This window comes from Streptomyces sannanensis (assembly GCF_039536205.1).
Taxonomy (GTDB): domain Bacteria; phylum Actinomycetota; class Actinomycetes; order Streptomycetales; family Streptomycetaceae; genus Streptomyces; species Streptomyces sannanensis.
On the sequence record NZ_BAAAYL010000001.1, the window covers coordinates 4,395,169 to 4,416,828 of the forward strand.

The window sequence follows — 21,660 nt, forward strand, 5'->3', positions numbered from 1 at the left end:
GCCGCGTGCGGCACGGTCGTGCCCCGCGCATTGGCCGGAAGCGTATCTCTTTGTGAAAACATGCATCCGCTGAGTGAAGGTCAGGCGTAAGCTCGGGCATATGCGGATCGGGGCTTCCCCGGGATCCTCGAAGGGCTCGTACGCCGGCGGACGGAGGGGCGCGATGACGGACGGCGGCACTGTGCTCCCCTGGCAGGTCATACGCCAGGACGACAACGGCAACCGCTACCGCGTCGGCCGGTACGCGACGCAGGACGAGGCGCAGCAGATTGCCGACAGCCTCGACGGCCGGGGCCACAAGCAGCTCTACTGGGTCGAGCGCATCGGCCAGAGCGCACACGGTGACCGGAACGCCCCGTCGGAGAGGCGCTCCCGCTGATCGCCCGGGCCCTGCCCGGCGTGATCGGCCGGAGAGGGCCTAGGCTCCGGGCATGACTGTACGAGTGGTCGTGGGCGGAGCCCTCTGTCATGAGGGGCGGCTGCTGGCCGCGCGCCGGAGTGCGCCGCCCGAGCTGGCCGGGCGCTGGGAGCTGCCCGGTGGCAAGCTGGAGCCGGGGGAGACGCCCGAGCAGGCGCTGGTGCGCGAACTGCGCGAGGAACTGGGCGTGGAGGCGGAGCCTCTGGACCGGATCCCGGGGGAATGGGCGCTCAAGACCGGATATGTGCTGCGTGTGTGGACGGTGCGGCTGGTCAGCGGTGAGCCGAGGCCGCTGGAGGACCATGACGAGGTGCGCTGGCTCGCCCCGCACGAGAGCGACACCGTGGACTGGCTGGAGCAGGACCGCCCGGCTGTGGCGGAGGCGGTGCGCAGACTGAGGGAGACCGGGGGCGCCCGGGACGGCGCGCGCGGACGCTAGGCCTGTCCGGCGGATCAGGACCGGCTCGCGGGCGCGGGAGGTGTACGCCGTTCGTGCCACGATGCGCCCGAAGCCGCGATAGCCCGCCCCGAATATCGGGTATGTGCTGATTAAGCCCCCGAAACAGGACGCGGGTCTGCCCAGGCGATCCGGGAAGTGGTCGGCGTGATCGACATCGAAGGCGACTGCGCCGAGTGGACCTTCCCCGCCGCACCCAACGTGGTGCGGACTGCGCGCCACGCGGTCCGTGACACGTTGCACGGCTGGGGTCTCGACGCGGCGGTCGGGGATGTGGCTGTGCTGTTGGTCAGCGAGTTGGTGACCAATTCCATGCGGCATGCCTCGGGCCCGATCGGGGTCCGGCTCGCGCTGCCGGTCGCCGACGGGGACGAGAAGGCGGAGAGGGCGGCGCTGCTGGTGGAAGTTTCGGATCCGCTCCCGGATCCGCCACTGGAGCGTCCGGCGGGGCCGGACGACGAGGGCGGCCGCGGGCTTCAGTTGGTGGCACGCTCGGCGCGGCGCTGGGGGACCAGGAAGGACAGCGAGGGCAAGACGGTGTGGTTCGAGCTGGCCTTGCCTGGTTAGAAGGTGGGGAGGGACGAACGATCACGATGGTGCGGCCGTCGCACCCGCCGCAGGCGCCGACGAGCACTTCCCGGGAAATGCGGCCGGAAGAGACTGAGACCGCTCTGTGATCGTGAACTCCGTGCCGGTAGGGGCCGTAGTGCTGAATACTGCGGAGTCAGGCCGGTCCGGTGCGGTGAGCTGGAGGGGACGGTCGCGTGAGCGAGATACCGGCGGAGGCGGAGACGCCCGAGCAGCGGGCGGGCGGCGTCATGTGGCAGAGCAGTCCGCCCGGCTCGATCTACGACTACATCAAGGTCGCCTCCTTCTCGATCGGCCCCGACGGGCTGGTCGAACAGTGGAGCAAGCGTGCCGAGGACCTGTTCGACCTGACCGCGGCCGATGTGGTCGGCAGGGATCCGGTCGAGGCGTTCATGCCCGACGGCTTCCACTCGCACGGCCGGCGCAAGGTCGCCGAGATCCTCGACGGCAAGGAATGGACCGGCCTCGTCCCGTTCCGGATGCCGGGGGACGGCGAGGAGTCCCGACGGGCGCACGGGGCGGCCGAGCTCTATCTGATGCCCTCCGAGACGGCGAGCGGGGAGCGTGCCGCGCTCTGCATCGTCGTCGATGTGCGCGCACTGCGCCGCATCGAGACCGACCTTGCCTCATCTCAGGCAATTTTCGGTCAATCTCCCTTCGGGTTCGTACTGTTCGGTACGGACCTCACCGTGCAGCGCGCCAACCGGCGGTTCGCCGCCGTTTTCGGCGGACAGCCCGACGATCAGCGCGGCCGGACCGTCCACGACTATCTCGCCCGCGCCGAGGCCGAGCGGATGACCGCCGCCCTCCGCCGGGTCCTGGAGACCGGCGAGGCGGTCACCGACTTCGAGATCACCGGCCACGCACCCGGCAGAACCGACCGCAGGCACTGGTCGATCAACCTCTACCAGGTGCACAGCGCCTCCGGCCGGCCCATCGGCATCGCCGGCCTCGGCATCGATGTCACCCGCCGCCATGTCGCCGCCCGCGAGGCCGCCGACGCCCGCCGCAACCTCGCCCTGCTCAACGAGGCCGGAGCCCGCATCGGCAACTCCCTCGACCTGGAGACCACCGCCCGGGAACTCCTCGACGTCACCGTCCCCGGCTTCTGCGACCTCGCCTCCGTCGACCTCTTCCAGTCCCTGCTCACCGGCGACGACACCGCCCCCGGCCACCCGGACGGAAGCTCCGAAGTGCGCCGCGTCGCCTTCGCCAGCGCCGTGTCGGACACTCCGCCACCCGCCCTCGGCGGCAGCTGCCCCGACAGCGGCGGGGTCGTCGACGTCGGCGCCGTGCACCGCTACCCCTTCAGCTCCCTCTACGCCGACGCCCTGCGCACCGGCCGGGTCCGGGAACTGCCCGCCCCCGACGGCTCGCTCGTACGGTCCACGCTCGCCGTGCCGATGGTCGCGCACGACACCGTCGTCGGACTCGTCCAGTTCTCCCGTACGAAGGGCAGCGAGCCCTTCGGCGAACGCGACCGGGCCCTGGCCACCGAGCTCGCCGCCCGCGCCGCCGTCTGCATCGACAACGCCCGCCTCTACCGGAGGGAGCACGAGCGCGCGCTGATCCTCCAGCGCAGCCTGCTGCCGCCCGGCGATCCGGAGGCCGCCGGGCTCGACATCGCCTGCCGCTATCTGCCCGGCAACACGGCCACCGAGGTCGGCGGTGACTGGTTCGACGTCATCGAACTGCCCGGCCACCGCACCGCGCTCGTCGTCGGTGACGTGATGGGCCGCGGCCTGCGGGCCGCGGTCGCCATGGGCGAGCTGCGCACGGCCGTACGCACCCTGGCACTGCTCGACCTGGAGCCCGCCGAGGTGCTCTCCGCCCTGGACGAGATCGCCCGCGGCCTCGGCGCGCCCGGAGGCACCCAGCAGTCCTCCCGCGCGACGCACCGCTCCCGGGAGGCCGACCTCTCCGAGGTCTACCTCGCCACCTGCGTGTACGCCGTCTACGACCCGGTCACCCGGCGATGTACGTTCGCCAACGCCGGCCATCTGCCCCCGGTCCTGGTCGAACCCGGGGAGCCGGCCCTGCTCCTCGACGTACCGCCCGGCATGCCCCTCGGCGTCGGCGGCGAACCCTTCGAGGAGGTCGAGGTCGAGCTGTCCGAGGGCGCGCTGCTCGCCCTCTACACCGACGGGCTCGTCGAGTCCCGCGACCACTCCCTCGACGACGGTCTGCGCGCCTTCCGCCGCGCCCTCGCCGACCCGGTGCCCGCCCTGGAGGACGTCTGCGACCACGTCCTCGGCACCCTCGACACCCGCCACGGCGAGGACGACATCGCCCTCCTCATGGCCCGCGTCCAGGGTCTGCCGGCCGACGCCGTCGGCGACTGGCAGCTGCCCCGCGAGCCCCGCTCGGTGGGCCGGGCCCGTGAACTGGCCCGCGCCCAACTGCTCGCCTGGGACCTCGACGGACTGGTCGACACCACCGAACTGCTGGTCAGCGAGCTGGTCACGAACGCCCTGCGCTACGGCGACGGAGAGATACGGCTCCGCCTGCTGCGCGACCGTGTGCTGGTGTGCGAGGTCTGGGACGCCAATCTGGTCCAGCCCAGACGCCGCCGGGCCCGCGACACCGACGAGGGCGGCCGCGGACTGCAGCTGGTCGGCCTGCTCAGCGCGGGATGGGGCTCGCGCCGCACCCCGCGCGGCAAGACGGTGTGGTTCGAACTCGCCCTCCCGGAGGACGGCGAGCCGGTGGCGGAGCCGACCGCGGAGCAGCTGCTGAGCACGTACGGCTGAGTCTGTCCGGCCTTGGAGAACCGGACGTGGATGTGAAGATCGCAGCCCCATCCGGCGTCCGAGGACGGAAACACCGGCCGGCGGGACGTGGGCGTCACGGATTGCAGCCCGTCCTGGGGAGCTTGAGGACGGACACGCCGGCCCACCTGGGCGGAGGGCGCCAAGCCCGGTCAGGCCCCACTCTTGAGCGCGGCCAGCCTCGCCTCGATCTCCGCGTCCGTGGTGAAGTCGGTGAACCGCGCGAACTGCGCGTCCAGCGAGGACTCCGCGAGCTCCGGCTGGCCCATCGCCCGCGCCTCCTCCCGGCGCACCACGTCCTCGAACCTGCTGAGCTCCCCGGCCGGATCGAAGACGTCGATGTTCTGCAGCGCGTCCGTCAGCATGCCCTGCGTCCGCACGCTCGTGGCCCGCGCCACCAGCTCGTCGTGCCTCGTCCTGAGCTCCGACAGCTTGGCGCGCATCTCCTCCAGCCCGCTACTGAGCCGTTCCACGATCTCCTGCTGCGTGGCGATGATCGGCCCGGCCGCTTTCGCCTCCTTCTCGTGCTCCAGCTGGCGCTCCAGCGCCACCCTGGCCAGCCCGTCGAACTTGTCGGCCTCCTCGCCCTGGCCCGAAGCGCGCAGCTCGTCGGCCTTTCTGCTGGCGGCCAGTGCCTGGGCGCCCCACGCCCCCACCGCCTCCACGTCCTCCCGCTGGTCGTGCTCCATCAGCCGCAGATCGGCCATGACGGCGACCGCCGTCTCCTCGGCCTTCACGATGCTGGAGTTGTAGTCGCGGATGAGCCGGTCGGCCATCTTCCGCGGGTCTTCGGCCTGGTCCAGCAGGACATGGATGTTGGCCTTCGCCAGCTGGGCGATCCGGCCGAGGATCGACTGCTTGTCGGACATTGACATTCCTCCTGGATGGGCATCCCCCTGGCCGAGGACCGGGGGAGGGTCGATGATCAGAACCGGCCGCCACCCCTCCTCCCGCGCGTGTCGCCACCTCCGAAACTGCCGGGCCGGAAGCCGTCGGCCTTTCCCCGCCCCGCGCCGGACGTCCCGCCGAGGACGATCCCGCCGAGCACCGCGCCGCCGAGCCCGGCCGCGTTCCCGTGCCGCTCGCCGCTGCCGTACGGGTTCCCGTGCACGCGTACGTCCTGCTCGGCGAGGCCCTGCGCGCGGCGGGCAAGCGCATCCGCCTGCTGCGCCTCGGCGAGCGCGCCCGTGGCGTTCGTCCCGGCATCGGCCCGTGCCCGCGCCAGATGGCGTCCGGCCTCCGCGAGACGGGTACGGGCCTCACTGCCCACCGCACCCCGGTGGGTGGCGACATAGCCGTCCGCCGCGCCGAGCGCACTGCCGGCGGTGAGCAGCGCCTGGTCGAGCAGTACCCGGGCACGGTGGTTCCGCTGCCCACGCTCACGCGCCCCGGAGAGTGCCTCGTCCAGAGCCGATCCCGTCTCCTCGACACGGCGCAGCGCCTCGATCGGGTCGTACCGCCCGGCCCCCATCGCCCGGCGTACCGCGGCGGTCACGGCCTCGGCACGGGCGAGCCGCCCGCCCAGGTCCGACGTGGCCGCCCAGGCCGCGACATCCGTCGCGTCCGTCACCCCGGACCCGGCGGGCAGCCGGGCACGGGCGTCGGCCAGGTCGGCGTCCGTCCCGTCGAGCACGCCGGGCAGCCGGGCTTCCGCCTCCGCGAGCTCCGCGGCCCGTCGTCCGACCGCGTCGACCAAGGTGGCCGCCTGGCCGACGGCACCCTCGGCGGCCCGTAGATACACCGCGGCACGGGCCGTGTCGCCCTTGTCGAGGGCCTGCCGGGCCCGGTTGATGCCGCCGGTCGCGAAGACCAGCCGGTCCTTGGCCTGCTCCACGTTTCCCGAGACGGGGGCCGCGGCCGACTCCGCGTACCGCCGGCGCATGACGGCCAGGGTCTCCTCGGCGGTGACGGTATGCCCGGCGAGCGAGCGGAACGCGGACTCCACGACGTCCAGCGCCTCCGGGGCGTTCCGCTCCAGGGCGCGCAGCCGGTCGAAGGCCTCCGACTCGGCATCCAGGCGCCGCCCGGACGCCGTGCAGCGGGCGACGATCTCCACCAGCAGCCGGCGCCGCGTCGCCGCGTCCACCGGGTACGCGTCGTCGAGCAGCTGGCGCAGCCGGAAGGCCGCGGTCAGCTCACCGGCGGCGAACGCGACGGCATCCGCGAAGGGCCGCACCGCCTCCTCGCCGAACCGGTCGGTGGCGAAGGCGAGTTCCTCCTCGCTGGTACGGACCGTGTCATCGGTGGCGACCAGCGCCTGCCGGGCGCGCGCGTCGAGTTCGGTCAGGGGCGTGACCCCCCGCGCGCCCGGTGTCGTACGGGTCCGGGCGAGCCTCCTGCGCCGGCGCAACCCGTACAGGGCCGCCGCGACCGCGCCCGCCGCCGCGACGATGGGCAGCACCAGATCGGCGTTCGACGTCGAACTCTCCTGCGGCACGCCCCCGGCCGCCATGAGCACAGCGAGCACGGTCAGGCGGGCGAAGGGCGTCACATTCAGGAGCGTATGGCGCGGTTTGCGCCTTCGCGACCGGGCAGGGGGATGTCAGTCACGCCCAGTAGCCTGGGCCGATACGGGCACGGACGCGCAGGATCTGGAAACGGGCGGGCATCACGCCGGCGGTGCTGCCGGGGCTCCGCCCAGCCGCCCGGACCGCCCTCCGGGCGGCGTCCTCGATCTCCCCCAGCCACCTCTGGGGCCCCAGGACGGGCTTGTTCGGGTGCGGCCGGGTGGTCCACAGCCGGGCAGTGGTCGAGCCGGGCAGTGATCGAAGGGGACACCCATCACCACCAGCCCGTCCTGGGGGTACCCCCAGGACGGGCTGGACGGAGACCGGCAACACCGGGCCCGGACCCGCTCTCCGCGTGCGCGGCCGCGCCCTATTCGGCCCGGCGGCGGATGCGTGAGCCCAGCCAGACCAGCGGGTCGTACTTGCGGTCCACGGCCCGCTCCTTGAGCGGGATCAGCGCGTTGTCGGTGATCTTGATGCCCTCCGGGCACACCTCCGTGCAGCACTTGGTGATGTTGCAGTACCCCAGCCCGTGCTCCTCCTGCGCGGTGCGCTTGCGGTCCAGGCCCGCCGCGGACGCCGCGTCCAGCGGATGCATGTCGAGCTCGGCGACGCGCATCAGGAAGCGGGGGCCCGCGAAGGCCGTCTTGTTCTCCTCGTGGTCGCGGACCACATGACAGGTGTCCTGGCACAGGAAGCACTCGATGCACTTGCGGAACTCCTGCGAGCGGTCCACGTCCATCTGCTGCATCCGGTACTCGCCGGGACCGAGGCCCGGCGGGGGCACGAAGGCCGGGACCTCCCTCGCCTTGGCGTAGTTGAAGCCCACGTCCGTGACCAGGTCGCGGACGACGGGGAAGGCCCGCAGCGGGGTCACGGTGATCGTCTCGTCCCGCGAGAAGACGGACATGCGGGTCATGCACATCAGCCGCGGCCGCCCGTTGATCTCCGCGCTGCACGAACCGCACTTGCCGGCCTTGCAGTTCCAGCGGACCGCGAGGTCGGGGGCCTGGGTGGCCTGGAGGCGGTGGATGATGTCGAGGACCACCTCGCCCTCGTTGACCTCGACCGTGAAGTCCGTCAGTTTCCCGCCGGCCGTATCGCCCCGCCAGACACGGAAGCTCGCGTCATAGCCGCTCATTGGTACAGCTCCTCTTCGGCGAGGTACTTGACCAGCTCCTCCTTCTCGAAGAGGGCGAGCAGGTCGGGGCGGATGGGGTCGGTGGTCTCCCGTACGAGGGCGATCTGGCCGCGCACGGGGTCGGTGGCCGCAAGGCCGCCCGTGGGGTCGGCGAGACGGCACAGCAGATTCACCCTGCGCCAGGTGCGGTCCATCGCGGGCCAGTCCTCGCGGGTGTGGCCGCCTCGGCTCTCGGTGCGTTCCAGTGCGGCGCGGGCGATGCACTCGCTGACCAGCAGCATGTTCCGCAGGTCCAGGGCGAGGTGCCAGCCGGGGTTGAACTGGCGGTGGCCTTCGACGCCGGCCCGGCGGGCGCGCAGCCGCAGCGCGGCGAGGGTGTGCAGGGCCTGCTCCATCTCGGCTTCCCTGCGGATGATGCCGACCAGGTCGTTCATGGCCTGCTGGAGTTCCTGGTGGAGGCTGTACGGGTTCTCCCCGGCCGGTTCGTGTCCCTCCGCGCTGAAGGGGCGCAGCGCCTCCGCGGCCGCCGTGTCGATCTGGCGGGCGTCCACGACGGGCCGTGCGCCCAGTCCGGCCGCGTACCGGGCGGCGTGCAGCCCGGCCCGCCGTCCGAAGACCAGAAGGTCGGAGAGGGAGTTCCCGCCGAGCCGGTTGGAGCCGTGCATCCCGCCGGCCACCTCGCCTGCCGCGTAGAGGCCCGGTACTCCGCGGGCGGCGGCGGTGTCGGAGTCGACGGCGACACCGCCCATCACATAGTGGCAGGTGGGGCCGACCTCCATGGGTTCGGCGGTGATGTCGACGTCCGCCAGCTCCTTGAACTGGTGGTACATGGAGGGCAGCCGGCGCCGGACGACCTCCGCCGGCATCCGGGTCGAGACGTCCAGGAACACTCCGCCGTGCGGGGAGCCGCGGCCCGCCTTGACCTCGGCGTTGATGGCGCGGGCGACCTCGTCGCGGGGGAGCAGCTCGGGCGGGCGCCGGTTGTGGTCCGGGTCCTCGTACCAGCGGTCGCCCTCTTCCTCCGACTCGGCGTACTTCTCCTTGAAGACGTCCGGGACGTAGTCGAACATGAACCGCTTGCCCTCGCTGTTGCGCAGTACCCCGCCGTCGCCGCGCACCGACTCGGTGACCAGGATGCCCTTGACCGAGGGCGGCCAGACCATCCCGGTGGGATGGAACTGCACGAACTCCATGTTGACCAGCGGCGCTCCGGCGAGCAGCGCCAGGGCGTGACCGTCGCCGGTGTACTCCCAGGAGTTGGAGGTCACCTTGAAGGACTTCCCGATGCCACCGGTGGCCAGGACGACCGCGGGGGCTTCGAGGATGAAGAAGCGCCCGGTCTCGCGCTCGTAGCAGAAGGTGCCGGAGACCCTCCCCCCGAGCCTTCGGCCGGGGGGGACCCCCATCTCGCTTCGCTCGCCGTCCTTGAGGCTGTGTTCTTTCAAGATCCGGGTGACCGTGCACTCCTGGTAGATCTTCAGCCGGGCTTCGTAGTCGCCGTGTTCGCGCTTGTCCTCCTGCTGGAGCGCGACGATCCTCTGCTGGAGGGTACGGATCAGCTCCAGGCCGGTGCGGTCGCCGACGTGTGCCAGCCGGGGGTACTCGTGCCCGCCGAAGTTGCGCTGGGAGATCCGCCCGTCCGCCGTACGGTCGAAGAGCGCGCCCCAGGTCTCCAGCTCCCAGACCCTGTCCGGGGCCTCCTTGGCGTGCAGTTCGGCCATGCGCCACTGGTTGAGGAACTTTCCGCCGCGCATGGTGTCGCGGAAGTGCACCTGCCAGTTGTCGTGGTCGTTGACATTGCCCATGGCCGCGGCGATTCCGCCCTCCGCCATCACCGTATGGGCCTTGCCGAACAGCGACTTGCAGATGACGGCGGTACGGGCGCCCTGCTCGCGGGCCTCGATCGCCGCGCGCAGCCCTGCTCCGCCGGCGCCGACCACGACCACGTCCCACTGCTGCCGGTCGACCTGAGCCATGTTGGCACCTTCCATTTCAGAACAGCCTCGGATCTTCGAAGGCGCCGGTGGCGAGGAGATGGACGTAGAAGTCGCAGAGGGCGACGCTGATCAGTGAGGCCCAGGCGAGCAGCATGTGGCGTGCGTTCAGCCTTCCGACCAAGCCCCACAGCCGGTAGCGCACGGGGTGCCTGGAGAAGTGCCGCAGCCGTCCGCCGATGATGTGCCGGCAGGAATGGCAGGAGATCGTGTACGCCCAGATGAGCACGATGTTGATCAGGAAGACGAGGGTGCCGAGGCCCATGTGGCCCCACTCGTAGCGCTCGTCACGGAAGGTGAGCACCGTGTCGTAGGTGAGGATTCCGGCCACCGGCAGCGCCGCGTAGAAGAAGTAGCGGTGAATGTTCTGCAGGATCAGCGGGAAGCGGGTCTCGCCGGTGTACTTCCGGTGGGGCTCGGCGACCGCGCAGGCGGGGGGCGACGCCCAGAAGCCCCGGTAGTAGGCCTTCCGGTAGTAGTAGCAGGTGAGCCGGAAACCCAGCGGGAAGACAAGGATCAGCAGCGCCGGGGACAGCCCCCACCAGCTGCCGAAGATCTCCCAGTTGGGTCCGCCCTTCATCGGGGCGCAGTTCTCCGCCAGGCAGGGCGAGTAGAACGGTGAGACGTAGGGCGCGGCGTAGTAGTCGGCGTTCGCGAAGGCCCGCCAGGTCGAGTAGACGACGAAGGCCAGCAGCCCGGTCGCGGTCGCGGCCGGTGCCAGCCACCAGCGGTCGGTGCGCAGATGGCGGGCGGTGATCGCGGCGCGTGAGGCGCCGCGCACACCGCCCGTCCGGGAATGGGGTTCGGTGCCGGTTGCCAACGAGACTCCAACCGTGGTGGACGGCAACAACTCGGGTGGACGACGACAGATCAGCCCGTCCTGGGGGCACCCTGGGGTACCCCCAGCGGTGGCTGGGGGATTGCGGACGAACACCCCGGCCCGCCCGGACGGGGGGCGCCCAGCTGTCCGGTCGCGCAAGCGCGGCGTTATGGCGCGTGGCGGTCCTTGGCACCGAGGCCCTCGTCGTCCGTGTCCGTCCAGAGCGCGCTGTTGTACGGCGTGTCGGCGATCGTGACCAGTTCGGGCCGCTCGGTGGGGAGCGTGCCGGGTGCCGCGGCCTCGCGCAGCAGGGCGACGCTCTCCCTCAGATGGTCGGCGTCGGTACGTACGCGCCGTATCTCCAGGCTGCTTCCACCGACGTGCTGTTCCAGTCGTCCGACGGACCTTGCCAGGTCGTCCAGACTGCGCTGAACCGCTGTCAGATCATCCTGCAGGGACATGACTTGCCCTCACTTCCGCGGTCGCGGGCGGCAAGATGCTGTGTGGGATGCGAGTGTCGCGCGTCACATCCCCGGTTGTGAAGGGCGCGTACTCGGATTCCCACTCGCGTGTGGGGCCGTTGGGCCGCACGGGTGGCTTCGGGCCCCGCTGTCGCCGTGTCTGCGGCGCCGTCCGCACACCGTCCTTTTCAGTGGGTGAGCGATGAATGTGATCATCGCAAATGTCACCATACCGGACAAAGGGGTATCAGTCATGTCCCAGGTCGGCGTCCCGCGCGGGAGGGTGTCCCGGACTCTCCGCTCCCTCGCGCTCCTGACCACCGGTGTGCTCACGATCCCCGTGCTGGCCGCCCTGTCCGGGTGCGACACGAAAGGCGACGCCGGTACCGCGCCCGTAGCCGCCGCGGACGTGGGATCCGCGTCCCGCGACCTGATCGCTGACGGTGGCACCCTGCGCTGGGCCGTCGACGCGATGCCGCAGACCTTCAACGCCTTCCAGGCCGACGCCGACGCCACCACCACGCGCCTCGCCGGCGCACTGCTGCCCTCCCTCTTCACGCTCGACGAGCGAGGCCGGCTCCAGCGCAATCCCGACTATCTGGAGTCCGCCGAGATCGTCGAGACCGAGCCCAGACAGGTCGTCCTCTACAAGCTCAACCAGCAGGCGGTGTGGACCGACGGCAGGGAGATCGGCGCCCCCGACTTCCTGGCCCAGTGGCGTGCCCTGAGCGGCAGGGACTCCGCCTACTGGACCGCGCACAACGCCGGCTACGACCGCATCGAGAAGGTCGAACGCGGCGCCAACGACCTGGAGGTCCGGGTCACCTTCGCCAAGCCCTACGCCGACTGGCGCGCCCTCTTCACGCCCCTCTACCCGAAGGACGTCACCGCCGGCCCGGCCTCCTTCAACGACGGGGCCCGCACCACCCTCAAGGCGACCGCCGGGCCGTTCCGGCTCACGGCCGACACCCGGGAGGGAGCGGTCACGCTCATCCGCAACCCGCGCTGGTGGGGCAGGCCGGCCAAGCTGGACACCCTGGTTTTCCAGGCCGTGCCCCGCGATCAGCGTGCCGCCGCGCTCGCCGCCGGCACCGTCGATCTCGCCGAGGTCGACCGGGCCGCCGCGGAGCGCATCGCGGCGGCCCGGCGGAACGGAACCGGGACCGGCGCGGTCCGGCCCACGGGCCGCGACGCCGACGAGCAGCGGTCCCTGAGCGGATACCGGGTCCGCAAGTCCCTGGAGCCCGCCTACACCCAGCTCGCCCTCAACGGCGGCTCGGGTCCGCTCGCCGACGAACGGGTGCGCCGTGCCGTGGCCCGCGCCCTGGACCGCAAGGAGATCGCGGAGACCGTCCTCAAACCGCTCGGCCTGCCCGCCGTGCCCGTGGGCAGCCACCTGGCGCTGGCCGGCCAGCCCGGGTACGCCGACAGCAGCGACGCGCTGGGCGCCCAGGACGCCCAGAAGGCCCGCGCGCTGCTGGCCGAGGCGGGCTGGACCCCGGGCGGCGCCCGCCAGAAGTCCGCGGGAGGCAAGGCCGGCAGCAAGCCGGTGACCAAGGCCGACGACAAGCGGCAGCGGGACGAGGACCCCAACGAAGGCCTCTACATCATCAACGCGGACAGCAAGCCGGGAGACGCGCCGTCCGGCAGGCTGCTTCCCGACCCCGCCCCGGGGGTGGCACCCCACGGTGCCGCCGTACAGGAGCAGGACGCCGTCGGCGCCGGATCCCGGCACGGCGTCGCCGGGGCCTACGCGCCGATGGGGACCGCCGCACCGGCACCGGCCGCCGGGGACAAGGCGAACGGCCCGCTCGGCAAGGACGGCAAGCCGCTGATGCTCCGCTTCGTACTGCCCTCGGGGCCGGGCTCCGAGTCGCTGCGCGCGGTCGGTGACCGGATCATCGGGATGCTCGACGCCGTCGGTATCGGTACGGAGATCATCAAGGTCTCCGACGACAGCTTCTTCAAGGACCACATCGCCTCCGGCGCCTTCGACCTGGCGCTCTACACCTGGCCCGCGACCGCCTTCCCGGCCACCGACGCCCGCCCGATCTTCGCCAAACCGGAACCCGCCGCCGACGGCTCGCTGCTGGTGGAGCAGAACTACTCACGGGTCGGTACGGACCGTATCGACCAGCTCTTCGACCAGGCGGTCGCCGAGCTGGACGCGGAGGAGGGCCGGAAGCTGGTGAAGCAGGCCGACGCCCGGATCTGGGCCGCTGCCGGATCGATCCCCCTCTATCAGCGCCCCCAGCTGGTGGCCGTCAGGCAGAATCTGGCGAACGCGGGCGCCTTCGGGTTCGCCACCCCCGCCTACCAGGACATCGGTTACAAGAAGCGGAAGCTCTGAATGAGCTCAAGTCCCTTGCCCGCCGCTCCCGCGGCGGGCAAGGTCGTGTCCACCCATGACCCGGGCCGCATCCCGATCGTCGGATCGAACGTGTATCTCATCACTCCCAGCGGACGAGGAGGCCCCCTACTCCTCGGCCCCGTACCATGGGAGGCGCTGTGGCGTGTCCGCCACGCGGGCGTACGAGGACCGAAGACGCCTGATCCCCGATCGAGAGAAGCGCAAACCAAAGCATGCCCACGCGCCACGACATCCGTAACGTCGCCATCGTCGCCCACGTCGACCACGGCAAGACGACCATCGTCGATGCCATGCTCAAGCAGGCCGGCGCCTTCGCCGCACACCAGCTCGACTCCGTCGACGACCGCATGATGGACTCGAACGACCTGGAGCGTGAGAAGGGCATCACGATCCTGGCGAAGAACACCGCCGTGAAGTACCACCCCAAGGACGGCGGGGACCCGATCACGATCAACATCATCGACACCCCCGGCCACGCCGACTTCGGTGGCGAGGTCGAGCGCGGTCTGTCGATGGTCGACGGTGTGGTCCTGCTGGTGGACGCCTCCGAGGGCCCGCTCCCGCAGACCCGCTTCGTGCTCCGCAAGGCCCTCCAGGCCCGGATGCCGGTCATCCTCTGCATCAACAAGACCGACCGCCCGGACTCCCGCATCGACGAGGTCGTCAACGAGACCTACGACCTCTTCCTCGACCTGGACGCCGACGAGGACCAGATCGAGTTCCCGATCGTCTACGCCTGCGGCCGTGACGGCATCGCGTCCCTCACCAAGCCGGAGGACGGCACCGTCCCGGCCGACTCCACCAGCCTGGAGCCGTTCTTCTCCACGATCCTGGAGCACATCCCGGCCCCGACGTACGCGGAGGACGCGCCGCTCCAGGCGCACGTCACCAACCTCGACGCCGACAACTTCCTCGGCCGTATCGCGCTGCTCCGCGTCGAGCAGGGCGAGCTGCGCAAGGGCCAGACGGTGGCCTGGATCAAGCGCGACGGCTCGATCTCCAACGTCCGCATCTCCGAGCTGCTGATGACCGAGGCGCTCACCCGTAAGCCCGCCGAGGTGGCCGGCCCCGGTGACATCTGCGCGGTCGCCGGTATCCCGGACATCATGATCGGCGAGACGCTGGCCGACCCGGAGAACCCGGTCGCGCTGCCGCTGATCACGGTCGACGAGCCCGCGATCTCCATGACCATCGGTACCAACACCTCGCCGCTGGTCGGCCGTGGCGGCACCGGCAAGGGCGCGGACGCCAAGGCCGCGGTCAAGGACCGCAAGGTCACCGCCCGCCAGGTCAAGGACCGGCTGGACCGCGAGCTGATCGGTAACGTCTCGCTGCGCGTCCTGGACACCGAGCGTCCGGACGCCTGGGAGGTCCAGGGCCGTGGCGAGCTCGCGCTGGCCATCCTGGTCGAGCAGATGCGCCGGGAGGGCTTCGAGCTGACCATCGGCAAGCCGCAGGTGGTCACCAAGGAGGTCGACGGCAAGGTCCACGAGCCGGTCGAGCGCATGACCGTCGACGTGCCCGAGGAGCACATGGGCGCGGTCACTCAGCTCATGGGTGTCCGCAAGGGTCGTATGGACAACATGTCCAACCACGGCTCCGGCTGGGTGCGTATGGAGTTCGTCGTCCCGTCCCGTGGTCTCATCGGCTTCCGTACGGAGTTCCTGACCAACACGCGCGGTACGGGTATCGCCCACTCGATCCACGAGGGCCACGAGCCGTGGTTCGGCACCCTGCAGACCCGTAACAACGGCTCCCTGGTCGCCGACCGGGCGGGCTCCGTCACGGGCTTCGCGATGACCAACCTCCAGGAGCGCGGCGTGCTCTTCGTCGAGCCGGGCACCGAGGTGTACGAGGGCATGATCGTCGGTGAGAACTCCCGCTCCGACGACATGGACGTCAACATCACCAAGGAGAAGAAGCTCACGAACATGCGTTCCTCCACGGCCGATGTCGCGGAGTCGATCGTTCCGCCGCGCAAGCTCTCGCTGGAGCAGTCGCTGGAGTTCTGCCGTGACGACGAGTGCGTCGAGGTGACCCCGGAGGCGGTTCGCATCCGCAAGGTGAACCTGGACGCGCGTGAGCGTGCGCGCGCCGCCTCCCGCGCCAAGCACGGCTGATGACCTAGCGTCAGAGAGCAAACGGCCCGGCCCCCACGTGGACTCCACGTGGGGGCCGGGCCGTTCTGCGTGGTTCGTCGCCGTGAAGCTGCTTGGGGGAGCAGGCCTCTCGGGGGCTCCCGGGTCGTGTCCTTCGCGATGCGCCGCGGCGAAGCCGGGCGGAGGCCGCCAGGCCCCTCGGGAGAGGGCCGGCGCACCCCGACGCTGCGGTTCGGACCGGCTGTTCGTCAACCGGTTTTCATGTCCGAAGTGTCCATTTACCGGACGTCGCTCACCGGAAACGCGTATTAACAGTCCGTTTCGGGGGCGTCTGTCTGTGATCAGTTTGTCCGGATTTCGGGCTGAGTGGCCGATGTGATGTTGTCAAACCGAGACTCTTTAAGTGTGGTTTACAGCCCGAACGTACTCAATAGTTGGCTCCATTGAGCTCGGGTCAATGGGTCATGCGCTTTGGGGAGCGCCGGCTCACGAGCACACTGGGAACTTGATCTTCGCCGTCAGGGGTGTCGGTGGGGTATCGGGTGCCCTCACTTGCAGTGAACACGTGGACTCATGAGGAGGAACCCATGCGCGGTGCCACAAGCGCCATATGGGTCAGGTCGTTGCCGGCGGCGCGTACGGCCGGTGTCATCCGGTGCGCTTCATCCGGCTCGGTTGCCGTGAGCGACCACCGATTCTGAGACCCGGCTAACCGCTAGGTTCGCGCTCCTTGGGGTGAATCCACCTCAATTGACCGTTCTTCCGTCCGAGTTGCCCGCGAGAATCTCGTAGGCGTCCGGCTCTTCGGCTGTACCCGTTGCCCTTGGGTGGGGTCCGGTGAGGGGGATCGTCAAGCAGTGGCCAGACGGGACGAGTTCACACCGCTCGGCCGTCGAGGTGCAGCAGGACCGCGGGCCACCCGACACCCGTGAAATGGACAAACCATGACCAGTCCAATTGAGGCCGAGGACGCCCAGGCCTCTGTCGTCTTGGACGAAGAGACCGCGACGAAGACCGAGTCCGCGGACGGCGAGAAGAAGCACACCGGTCGCTCTCCGGGGCAGCTGATGTGGGCGCGCTTCAAGCGCGACCGCGCCGGCATGATCTCCGCCGGCGTTGTGCTCTTCTTCTTCGCCGTCGCCGCGCTGGCGCCTGTGATCTCCGCCCTGTACGGCAAGGACCCGTACACGCTGTACGGGCAGGAAGACCCCTCCCTGCTCGACGACTTCGCCATGCCTCAAGGTGCTCTCGGCGGCATGTCCTCGGACTTCTGGTTCGGCATCGAGCCCAACCTGGGCCGCGACGTGTTCACCATGCTGCTCTACGGCATGCGCACCTCGCTGTTCATGGCTCTCATCCTGACGTTCTTCTGCGTGCTCACCGGTGTGCTCATCGGTATGGTGGGCGGTTACTTCGGCGGCAAGGTCGACTACTGGGTGGGCCGGGTCACCGACTTCTTCCTGGCCTTCCCGAGCCAGCTGTTCTTCATCGCCTTCATGCCCGTCGTGACCGCGCTCTTCGTCTCCCCGCGGGACGAGACCCCGACCTATCTGCGGGCCGTCGCGATCATCCTGGTGAGCTGGTTCCTCGGCTGGATGGGTCTGGCGCGTCTGGTGCGAAGCTCCGTACTGTCCCTGCGTGAGCGGGAGTTCGTGGAGGCGGCCAAGGTCTCGGGCGCCTCGCAGTGGCGGATCGTGCGCAAGGAGATCCTTCCGAACATCGTCACGCCCATCCTGGTGCAGGGCACGTACATGCTGCCCAGCGCCATCCTGAACATCGCGTTCCTCTCGTACATCGGTGTCGGCTTCGTCGAACCCACCCCGGACTGGGGCCGGATGTTCGCCATCGGCGCCGAGATCTACCAGCAGGACCCGGCGTTCATGTTCTTCCCGGGCATCGCCATGGTCATCTTCGTCCTCTGCTTCAACCTCCTGGGTGACTCGGTGCGGGACGCGTTCGACCCCAAGACCGGACGGTGACGTCCATGGGCGGGAGTGGCTGCCGCTCCCGCTCCGGGAAACCGGATGGCCAGGCAGCAATTCCGGATATCAACCGACAGGTAGGTGCACGAGCATCATGAAGTCCATCCGTTCGCGCCACGCGCGAGCCATAGTCGTCGCTCTCGCGGCCGGCTCCCTGGCGCTCACCGGCTGTTCCAAGGACGGCGGCAGCAAGAACACCAAGGACGAGTCCAAGTCCAAGACGGACGCGGCCGCTCAGTCCAAGCCCGTCGTCTACGGTGACACCGCTGCCTCCACCGGTCCGGCCGCGGAGGTCCCGGGTGCCAAGCCCGGTGGCGTCATCAACGTCTACACGCAGTCGGACCTGAGCCACATGGACCCGGGTCAGATCTACGTCTCCGACGCGGGTCAGTTCTCGAACCTGATCCACCGCGGTCTGACCAACTTCCAGGAGGACGCCAAGGGCAACCTGACGGTCGTCGGTGACATCGCCACCGACTCCGGCAAGTCCTCCGACGGCGGCAAGACCTGGACGTTCACCCTCAAGGACGGCATCAAGGACCAGGACGGCAACGCCATCACGTCCGCCGACGTCCGCCACACCATCGAGCGTCAGTACTCGAAGGTCATCTTCGACGGCCCGTCGTACATCCAGACCTGGCTCTCCGGCGACGACTACCGCAAGGCGCTGCCGGACGGTCCGTACAAGGGCAAGCACCTGCCGGACACCGTCCTGGCGACCCCGGACGCCAAGACGGTCGTCTTCCACTTCAACCAGCCGCGCCCGGACCTGCCGCAGGCCCTGGCCATGGCCGGCTACTCCATCGTGCCCGCGAAGCAGGACACGAAGGAGAAGTACGACAAGGCGCCCAAGGCCCTCGGCCCGTACAAGATCGCCGAGTACAAGCCGGGCAAGTCCATCAAGCTGGTGAAGAACACCAACTGGGACCCGAAGACGGACGTGGTGCGCCACCAGTACGTCGACGGATACGACTTCACCACGACGATCGACGCGCCCAGCCAGACCAAGCGTCTGATCGCCGACCAGGGTGAGGCCAAGAACGCCATCCAGTTCACGGACTCGGTCGACCCGGCCCAGATGCAGTCCGTCATCAGCGACCCGGCGGTCAACAAGCGCACCGTCAAGGGCTACCAGCCCTACGTGTGGCAGCTGACCTTCAACCTGGACCGGATGAAGGACAAGAAGGTCCGCGACGCGATCACCTACGCGCTCCCGAACCAGTCCATGATCGCGGCCGACGGTGGCAAGTACGGCGGTGAGCTGGCCGGTGGTCTGTTCGCCCCGACCCTGCCGGGCTTCGACCCGAACTACGACCCGTTCGGCAAGCTGAAGAAGCCCAACGGTGACATCGAGAAGGCCAAGCAGCTGCTGAAGGAGGCGGGCGTCAAGGAGGGCACCAAGCTCACCTACGCCTACTCCAACACCCCGCGTGGCCAGAAGCAGATGGTCATCGTCAAGGACGCGCTGAAGAAGATCGGCTTCGACGTCCAGGCCCAGGAGAAGGACCGCGCCAGCTACTACGAGCAGATCGGCAAGGTCGACAACCCGTACGACATGTACATGACCGGCTGGGGCCAGGACTGGCCCTCGCAGTCCACGGTCGTGACCCCGGTCTACGACGGCACCCTGGTGTCCGACGGCGCCTCGAACTACTCCCACATCAACGACCCGCAGGTCAACGCTCTCATCAAGGAGGCGCTGACCCTGGAGCCCCAGGCCGCGGCCAAGAAGTGGGAAGAGGCTCACCACCGCATCGTGGAGGAGATCAACCCGGCTGCTCCGGTGTACTACTCCAAGCAGATCCAGCTGTCCGGCTCGAACGTCGGTGGCGTCAAGTACAGCACTGAGTCGAGCTACATCGACATCAACAACCTGTACCTGATCCAGCCGTAACCACACATCACGGCTGATCCCGTGGGGGTGCGCGCCAGGCGGAGCGCACCCCCACGGACCTGACCCTCCACCCCCCGCCGCTTCCGAAGAGAGCAGCTGCCCGCCATGCTTCAGTTTCTCATCCGCAGGTTGACCGGCGCCGTGGTCATCATGTTCCTGATCGGCGCCTTCACGTTCTTCCTGTTCTACACAATTCCCCAGGACTTCGCCGAGCTCGCCTGCGGCAAAACCTGCACGCCGCAGAACATCGCTGTCATCCGGGAGAACCTCGGACTCGACAAGCCGATCACCGCACAGTTCTGGGAGTTCATGGTCGGTATCGTGGCCGGCCGCGACTTCCCGGTCGGGCACTGCTCCGCCCCGTGTCTCGGAGTCTCCTTCTCCAGTGGCGAGTTCGTCTGGGACTCCATCATGGACCGCTTCCCGCTGACGCTGTCGCTGACCATCGGCGGTCTGGTCATCTTCCTGGTGGTCGGCCTCGCCACGGGTCTGCTCGCCGCATGGAAGCGCGGTACCCCGGTCGACAAGGCCGTCAGTGGCGCCTCGATGGTGCTCAGCTCGTTCCAGATCTACTTCCTCGGTCCGATCGTTCTCGGCGCCCTGGTCTACAGCACGGGCTGGATGGACAACCCCAAGTACGTTCCGTTCACGCAAGACCCGGTGGGCTGGTTCCTCGGTCTGCTGATCCCCTGGGTCGTCATGGCGACGATCTTCACCGCCCAGTACACGCGTATGGCCCGCTCCACCATGATCGAGCAGCTCCAGGAGGAGCATGTCCGCACCGCGCGGGCCAAGGGCATGAAGCAGCGGTACGTCTTCTTCCGCTACGCCTGGCGTGGTTCGCTCATCCCGATCGTCACCATCATCGGTATGGACCTCTCCGCGCTCCTCGGCGGCGCGGTGGTCACCGAAATGACCTTCGACCTGGCCGGTATCGGCCGTCTCGCGGTGGACTCGTCGCTGACCAAGGACCTGCCGCAGACGATGGGCGTGATGCTGTTCGGAGCCTTCTTCATCCTGATCCTGAACATCATCGTGGACCTCGCCTACGCCTACATCGACCCGCGCGTGCGCCTCGCCTAGGAGAACGACCGTGACCACACTGACCAAGACCGAAGACACTCCGGCCCCGACCGGGCCCGGGGCCTTCCTCTCGGTCCGCGACCTGCGGGTGCAGTTCTCCACCGAGGACGGCATCGTCAAGGCGGTCGACGGCCTTTCCTTCGACGTCGAGCGCGGCAAGACACTGGGCATCGTGGGCGAGTCGGGCTCCGGCAAGTCCGTCACCAACCTGACGATCCTCGGTCTGCACAGCAAGAAGACCACCACCATCGACGGCGAGATCAACCTGGACGGCCAGGAGCTGCTCAGCGCCTCCGAGAAGGAGATGGAGAAGCTCCGCGGCAACAAGGTCGCGATGATCTTCCAGGACCCGCTGACCGCGCTCTCGCCCTACTACACGGTGGGCAGGCAGCTTTCCGAGCCGTTCATGAAGCACACCGGCGCCTCCAAGAAGGAGGCGAAGGGCCGGGCCATCGAGATGCTCACCAAGGTCGGCATCCCGCAGCCCCAGACGCGCTTCAACGACTACCCGCACCAGTTCTCCGGTGGTATGCGCCAGCGCGCGATGATCGCCATGGCGCTGATGTGCGACCCCGACCTGCTGATCGCCGACGAGCCGACGACCGCGCTCGACGTGACCGTGCAGGCCCAGATCCTCGACCTGCTCAAGGACCTCCAGCAGGAGTTCGGGTCGGCGATCATCTTCATCACCCACGACCTGGGCGTCATCTCCCACATGGCCGACGACCTGCTGGTGATGTACGCGGGCCGGGCAGTGGAGCGCGGCAGCGTCCGTGAGGTGATCAAGGAGCCGCAGCACCCGTACACCTGGGGTCTGCTGAGCTCGATGCCGCACCTCGGCGGTGACGTCAACGAGGCGCTCATGCCGATCCCCGGCTCTCCGCCCAGCCTGCTCACTCCGCCCGCCGGCTGCCGCTTCCACCCGCGCTGCGGCTTCACCGACACGGTCGGCGGCTCGCTGTGCTCCACCGAGCGGCCGCTGCTGGCCGACGGACGCGCTGCTGCCTGCCACCTGACCGCGGAGCAGAAGCAGACCATCTTCATCGATCAGATCAAGCCCCGGCTGGGCTAGGGAGA

16 protein-coding genes are annotated in these 21,660 nt (G+C 69.4%); 10 read left to right on the top strand and 6 right to left on the bottom strand.

Annotation, left to right across the window (positions count from 1 at the left end; genetic code table 11):
• Positions 1-163: 163 nt before the first annotated feature.
• The 4 genes from ABD858_RS20880 (at position 164) to ABD858_RS20895 (ending at position 4,213) form a co-directional block, all read left to right on the top strand.
• Complete coding sequence (locus tag ABD858_RS20880) at positions 164-379, top strand: SPOR domain-containing protein (RefSeq protein ID WP_345044736.1); 216 nt, start codon at positions 164-166, stop codon at positions 377-379.
• 52 nt (positions 380-431) lie between these two features.
• Positions 432-857 carry a (deoxy)nucleoside triphosphate pyrophosphohydrolase gene (locus ABD858_RS20885; RefSeq protein ID WP_345039815.1) on the top strand — a complete coding sequence of 142 codons (426 nt, stop codon included), beginning with the start codon at positions 432-434 and terminating at the stop codon, positions 855-857.
• Positions 858-1,013: 156 nt separating this feature from the next.
• On the top strand, positions 1,014-1,442 hold the full coding sequence (locus ABD858_RS20890) for an ATP-binding protein (RefSeq protein WP_345039817.1): 429 nt from the start codon (positions 1,014-1,016) through the stop codon (positions 1,440-1,442).
• A 251-nt stretch (positions 1,443-1,693) separates the two neighbouring features.
• Positions 1,694-4,213, top strand: coding sequence for a SpoIIE family protein phosphatase (locus tag ABD858_RS20895; protein WP_345044738.1), 2,520 nt, complete (start codon positions 1,694-1,696; stop codon positions 4,211-4,213).
• A gap of 170 nt (positions 4,214-4,383) precedes the next feature.
• Here ABD858_RS20895 and ABD858_RS20900 read toward each other — a convergent pair whose 3' ends face one another.
• The 6 genes from ABD858_RS20900 to ABD858_RS20925 form a co-directional block, all read right to left on the bottom strand.
• Positions 4,384-5,100 (bottom strand): PspA/IM30 family protein, encoded by a 717-nt coding sequence (locus ABD858_RS20900; protein ID WP_345039820.1) that lies wholly within the window; start codon positions 5,098-5,100, stop codon positions 4,384-4,386.
• A 56-nt stretch (positions 5,101-5,156) separates the two neighbouring features.
• The gene (locus ABD858_RS20905; RefSeq protein ID WP_425586339.1) at positions 5,157-6,683 is read right to left on the bottom strand and encodes a TPM domain-containing protein; all 1,527 of its coding nucleotides are present in this window, start codon (positions 6,681-6,683) and stop codon (positions 5,157-5,159) included.
• Between the two features lie 425 nt (positions 6,684-7,108).
• A complete protein-coding gene (locus ABD858_RS20910) occupies positions 7,109-7,879 on the bottom strand; it encodes a succinate dehydrogenase/fumarate reductase iron-sulfur subunit (protein ID WP_345039822.1) in 771 nt (256 codons plus the stop codon).
• Positions 7,876-9,855 carry a fumarate reductase/succinate dehydrogenase flavoprotein subunit gene (locus tag ABD858_RS20915; protein WP_345039824.1) on the bottom strand — a complete coding sequence of 660 codons (1,980 nt, stop codon included), beginning with the start codon at positions 9,853-9,855 and terminating at the stop codon, positions 7,876-7,878. Before ABD858_RS20915 ends, ABD858_RS20910 begins: the two co-directional genes overlap by 4 nt.
• A 16-nt stretch (positions 9,856-9,871) precedes the next feature.
• Entirely contained in the window at positions 9,872-10,693 is an 822-nt protein-coding gene (locus tag ABD858_RS20920; RefSeq protein ID WP_345039827.1) for a hypothetical protein, read from the bottom strand.
• A 167-nt stretch (positions 10,694-10,860) separates the two neighbouring features.
• A complete protein-coding gene (locus ABD858_RS20925; protein WP_345039829.1) occupies positions 10,861-11,154 on the bottom strand; it encodes a hypothetical protein in 294 nt (97 codons plus the stop codon).
• A gap of 253 nt (positions 11,155-11,407) precedes the next feature.
• Here ABD858_RS20925 and ABD858_RS20930 point away from each other — a divergent pair, with 253 nt between their 5' ends.
• The 6 genes from ABD858_RS20930 to ABD858_RS20955 all read left to right on the top strand — a co-directional run bounded on the left by ABD858_RS20930 (position 11,408) and on the right by ABD858_RS20955 (position 21,655).
• On the top strand, positions 11,408-13,504 hold the full coding sequence (locus tag ABD858_RS20930; protein ID WP_345039831.1) for an ABC transporter family substrate-binding protein: 2,097 nt from the start codon (positions 11,408-11,410) through the stop codon (positions 13,502-13,504).
• A 233-nt stretch (positions 13,505-13,737) separates the two neighbouring features.
• Complete coding sequence (gene typA / locus ABD858_RS20935) at positions 13,738-15,645, top strand: translational GTPase TypA (RefSeq protein ID WP_345039833.1); 1,908 nt, start codon at positions 13,738-13,740, stop codon at positions 15,643-15,645.
• Between the two features lie 923 nt (positions 15,646-16,568).
• On the top strand, positions 16,569-17,603 hold the full coding sequence (locus ABD858_RS20940) for an ABC transporter permease (RefSeq protein ID WP_345039836.1): 1,035 nt from the start codon (positions 16,569-16,571) through the stop codon (positions 17,601-17,603).
• Positions 17,604-17,700: 97 nt separating this feature from the next.
• Positions 17,701-19,500: an ABC transporter substrate-binding protein gene (locus ABD858_RS20945; RefSeq protein ID WP_345039839.1), complete on the top strand. Its 1,800-nt coding sequence runs from the start codon at positions 17,701-17,703 to the stop codon at positions 19,498-19,500.
• Between the two features lie 105 nt (positions 19,501-19,605).
• Complete coding sequence (locus tag ABD858_RS20950; RefSeq protein WP_345039841.1) at positions 19,606-20,583, top strand: ABC transporter permease; 978 nt, start codon at positions 19,606-19,608, stop codon at positions 20,581-20,583.
• A 10-nt stretch (positions 20,584-20,593) separates the two neighbouring features.
• Positions 20,594-21,655, top strand: a complete 1,062-nt coding sequence (locus tag ABD858_RS20955) for an ABC transporter ATP-binding protein (RefSeq protein ID WP_345039843.1) — start codon at positions 20,594-20,596, stop codon at positions 21,653-21,655.
• The last annotated feature ends 5 nt before the right edge of the window (positions 21,656-21,660 follow it).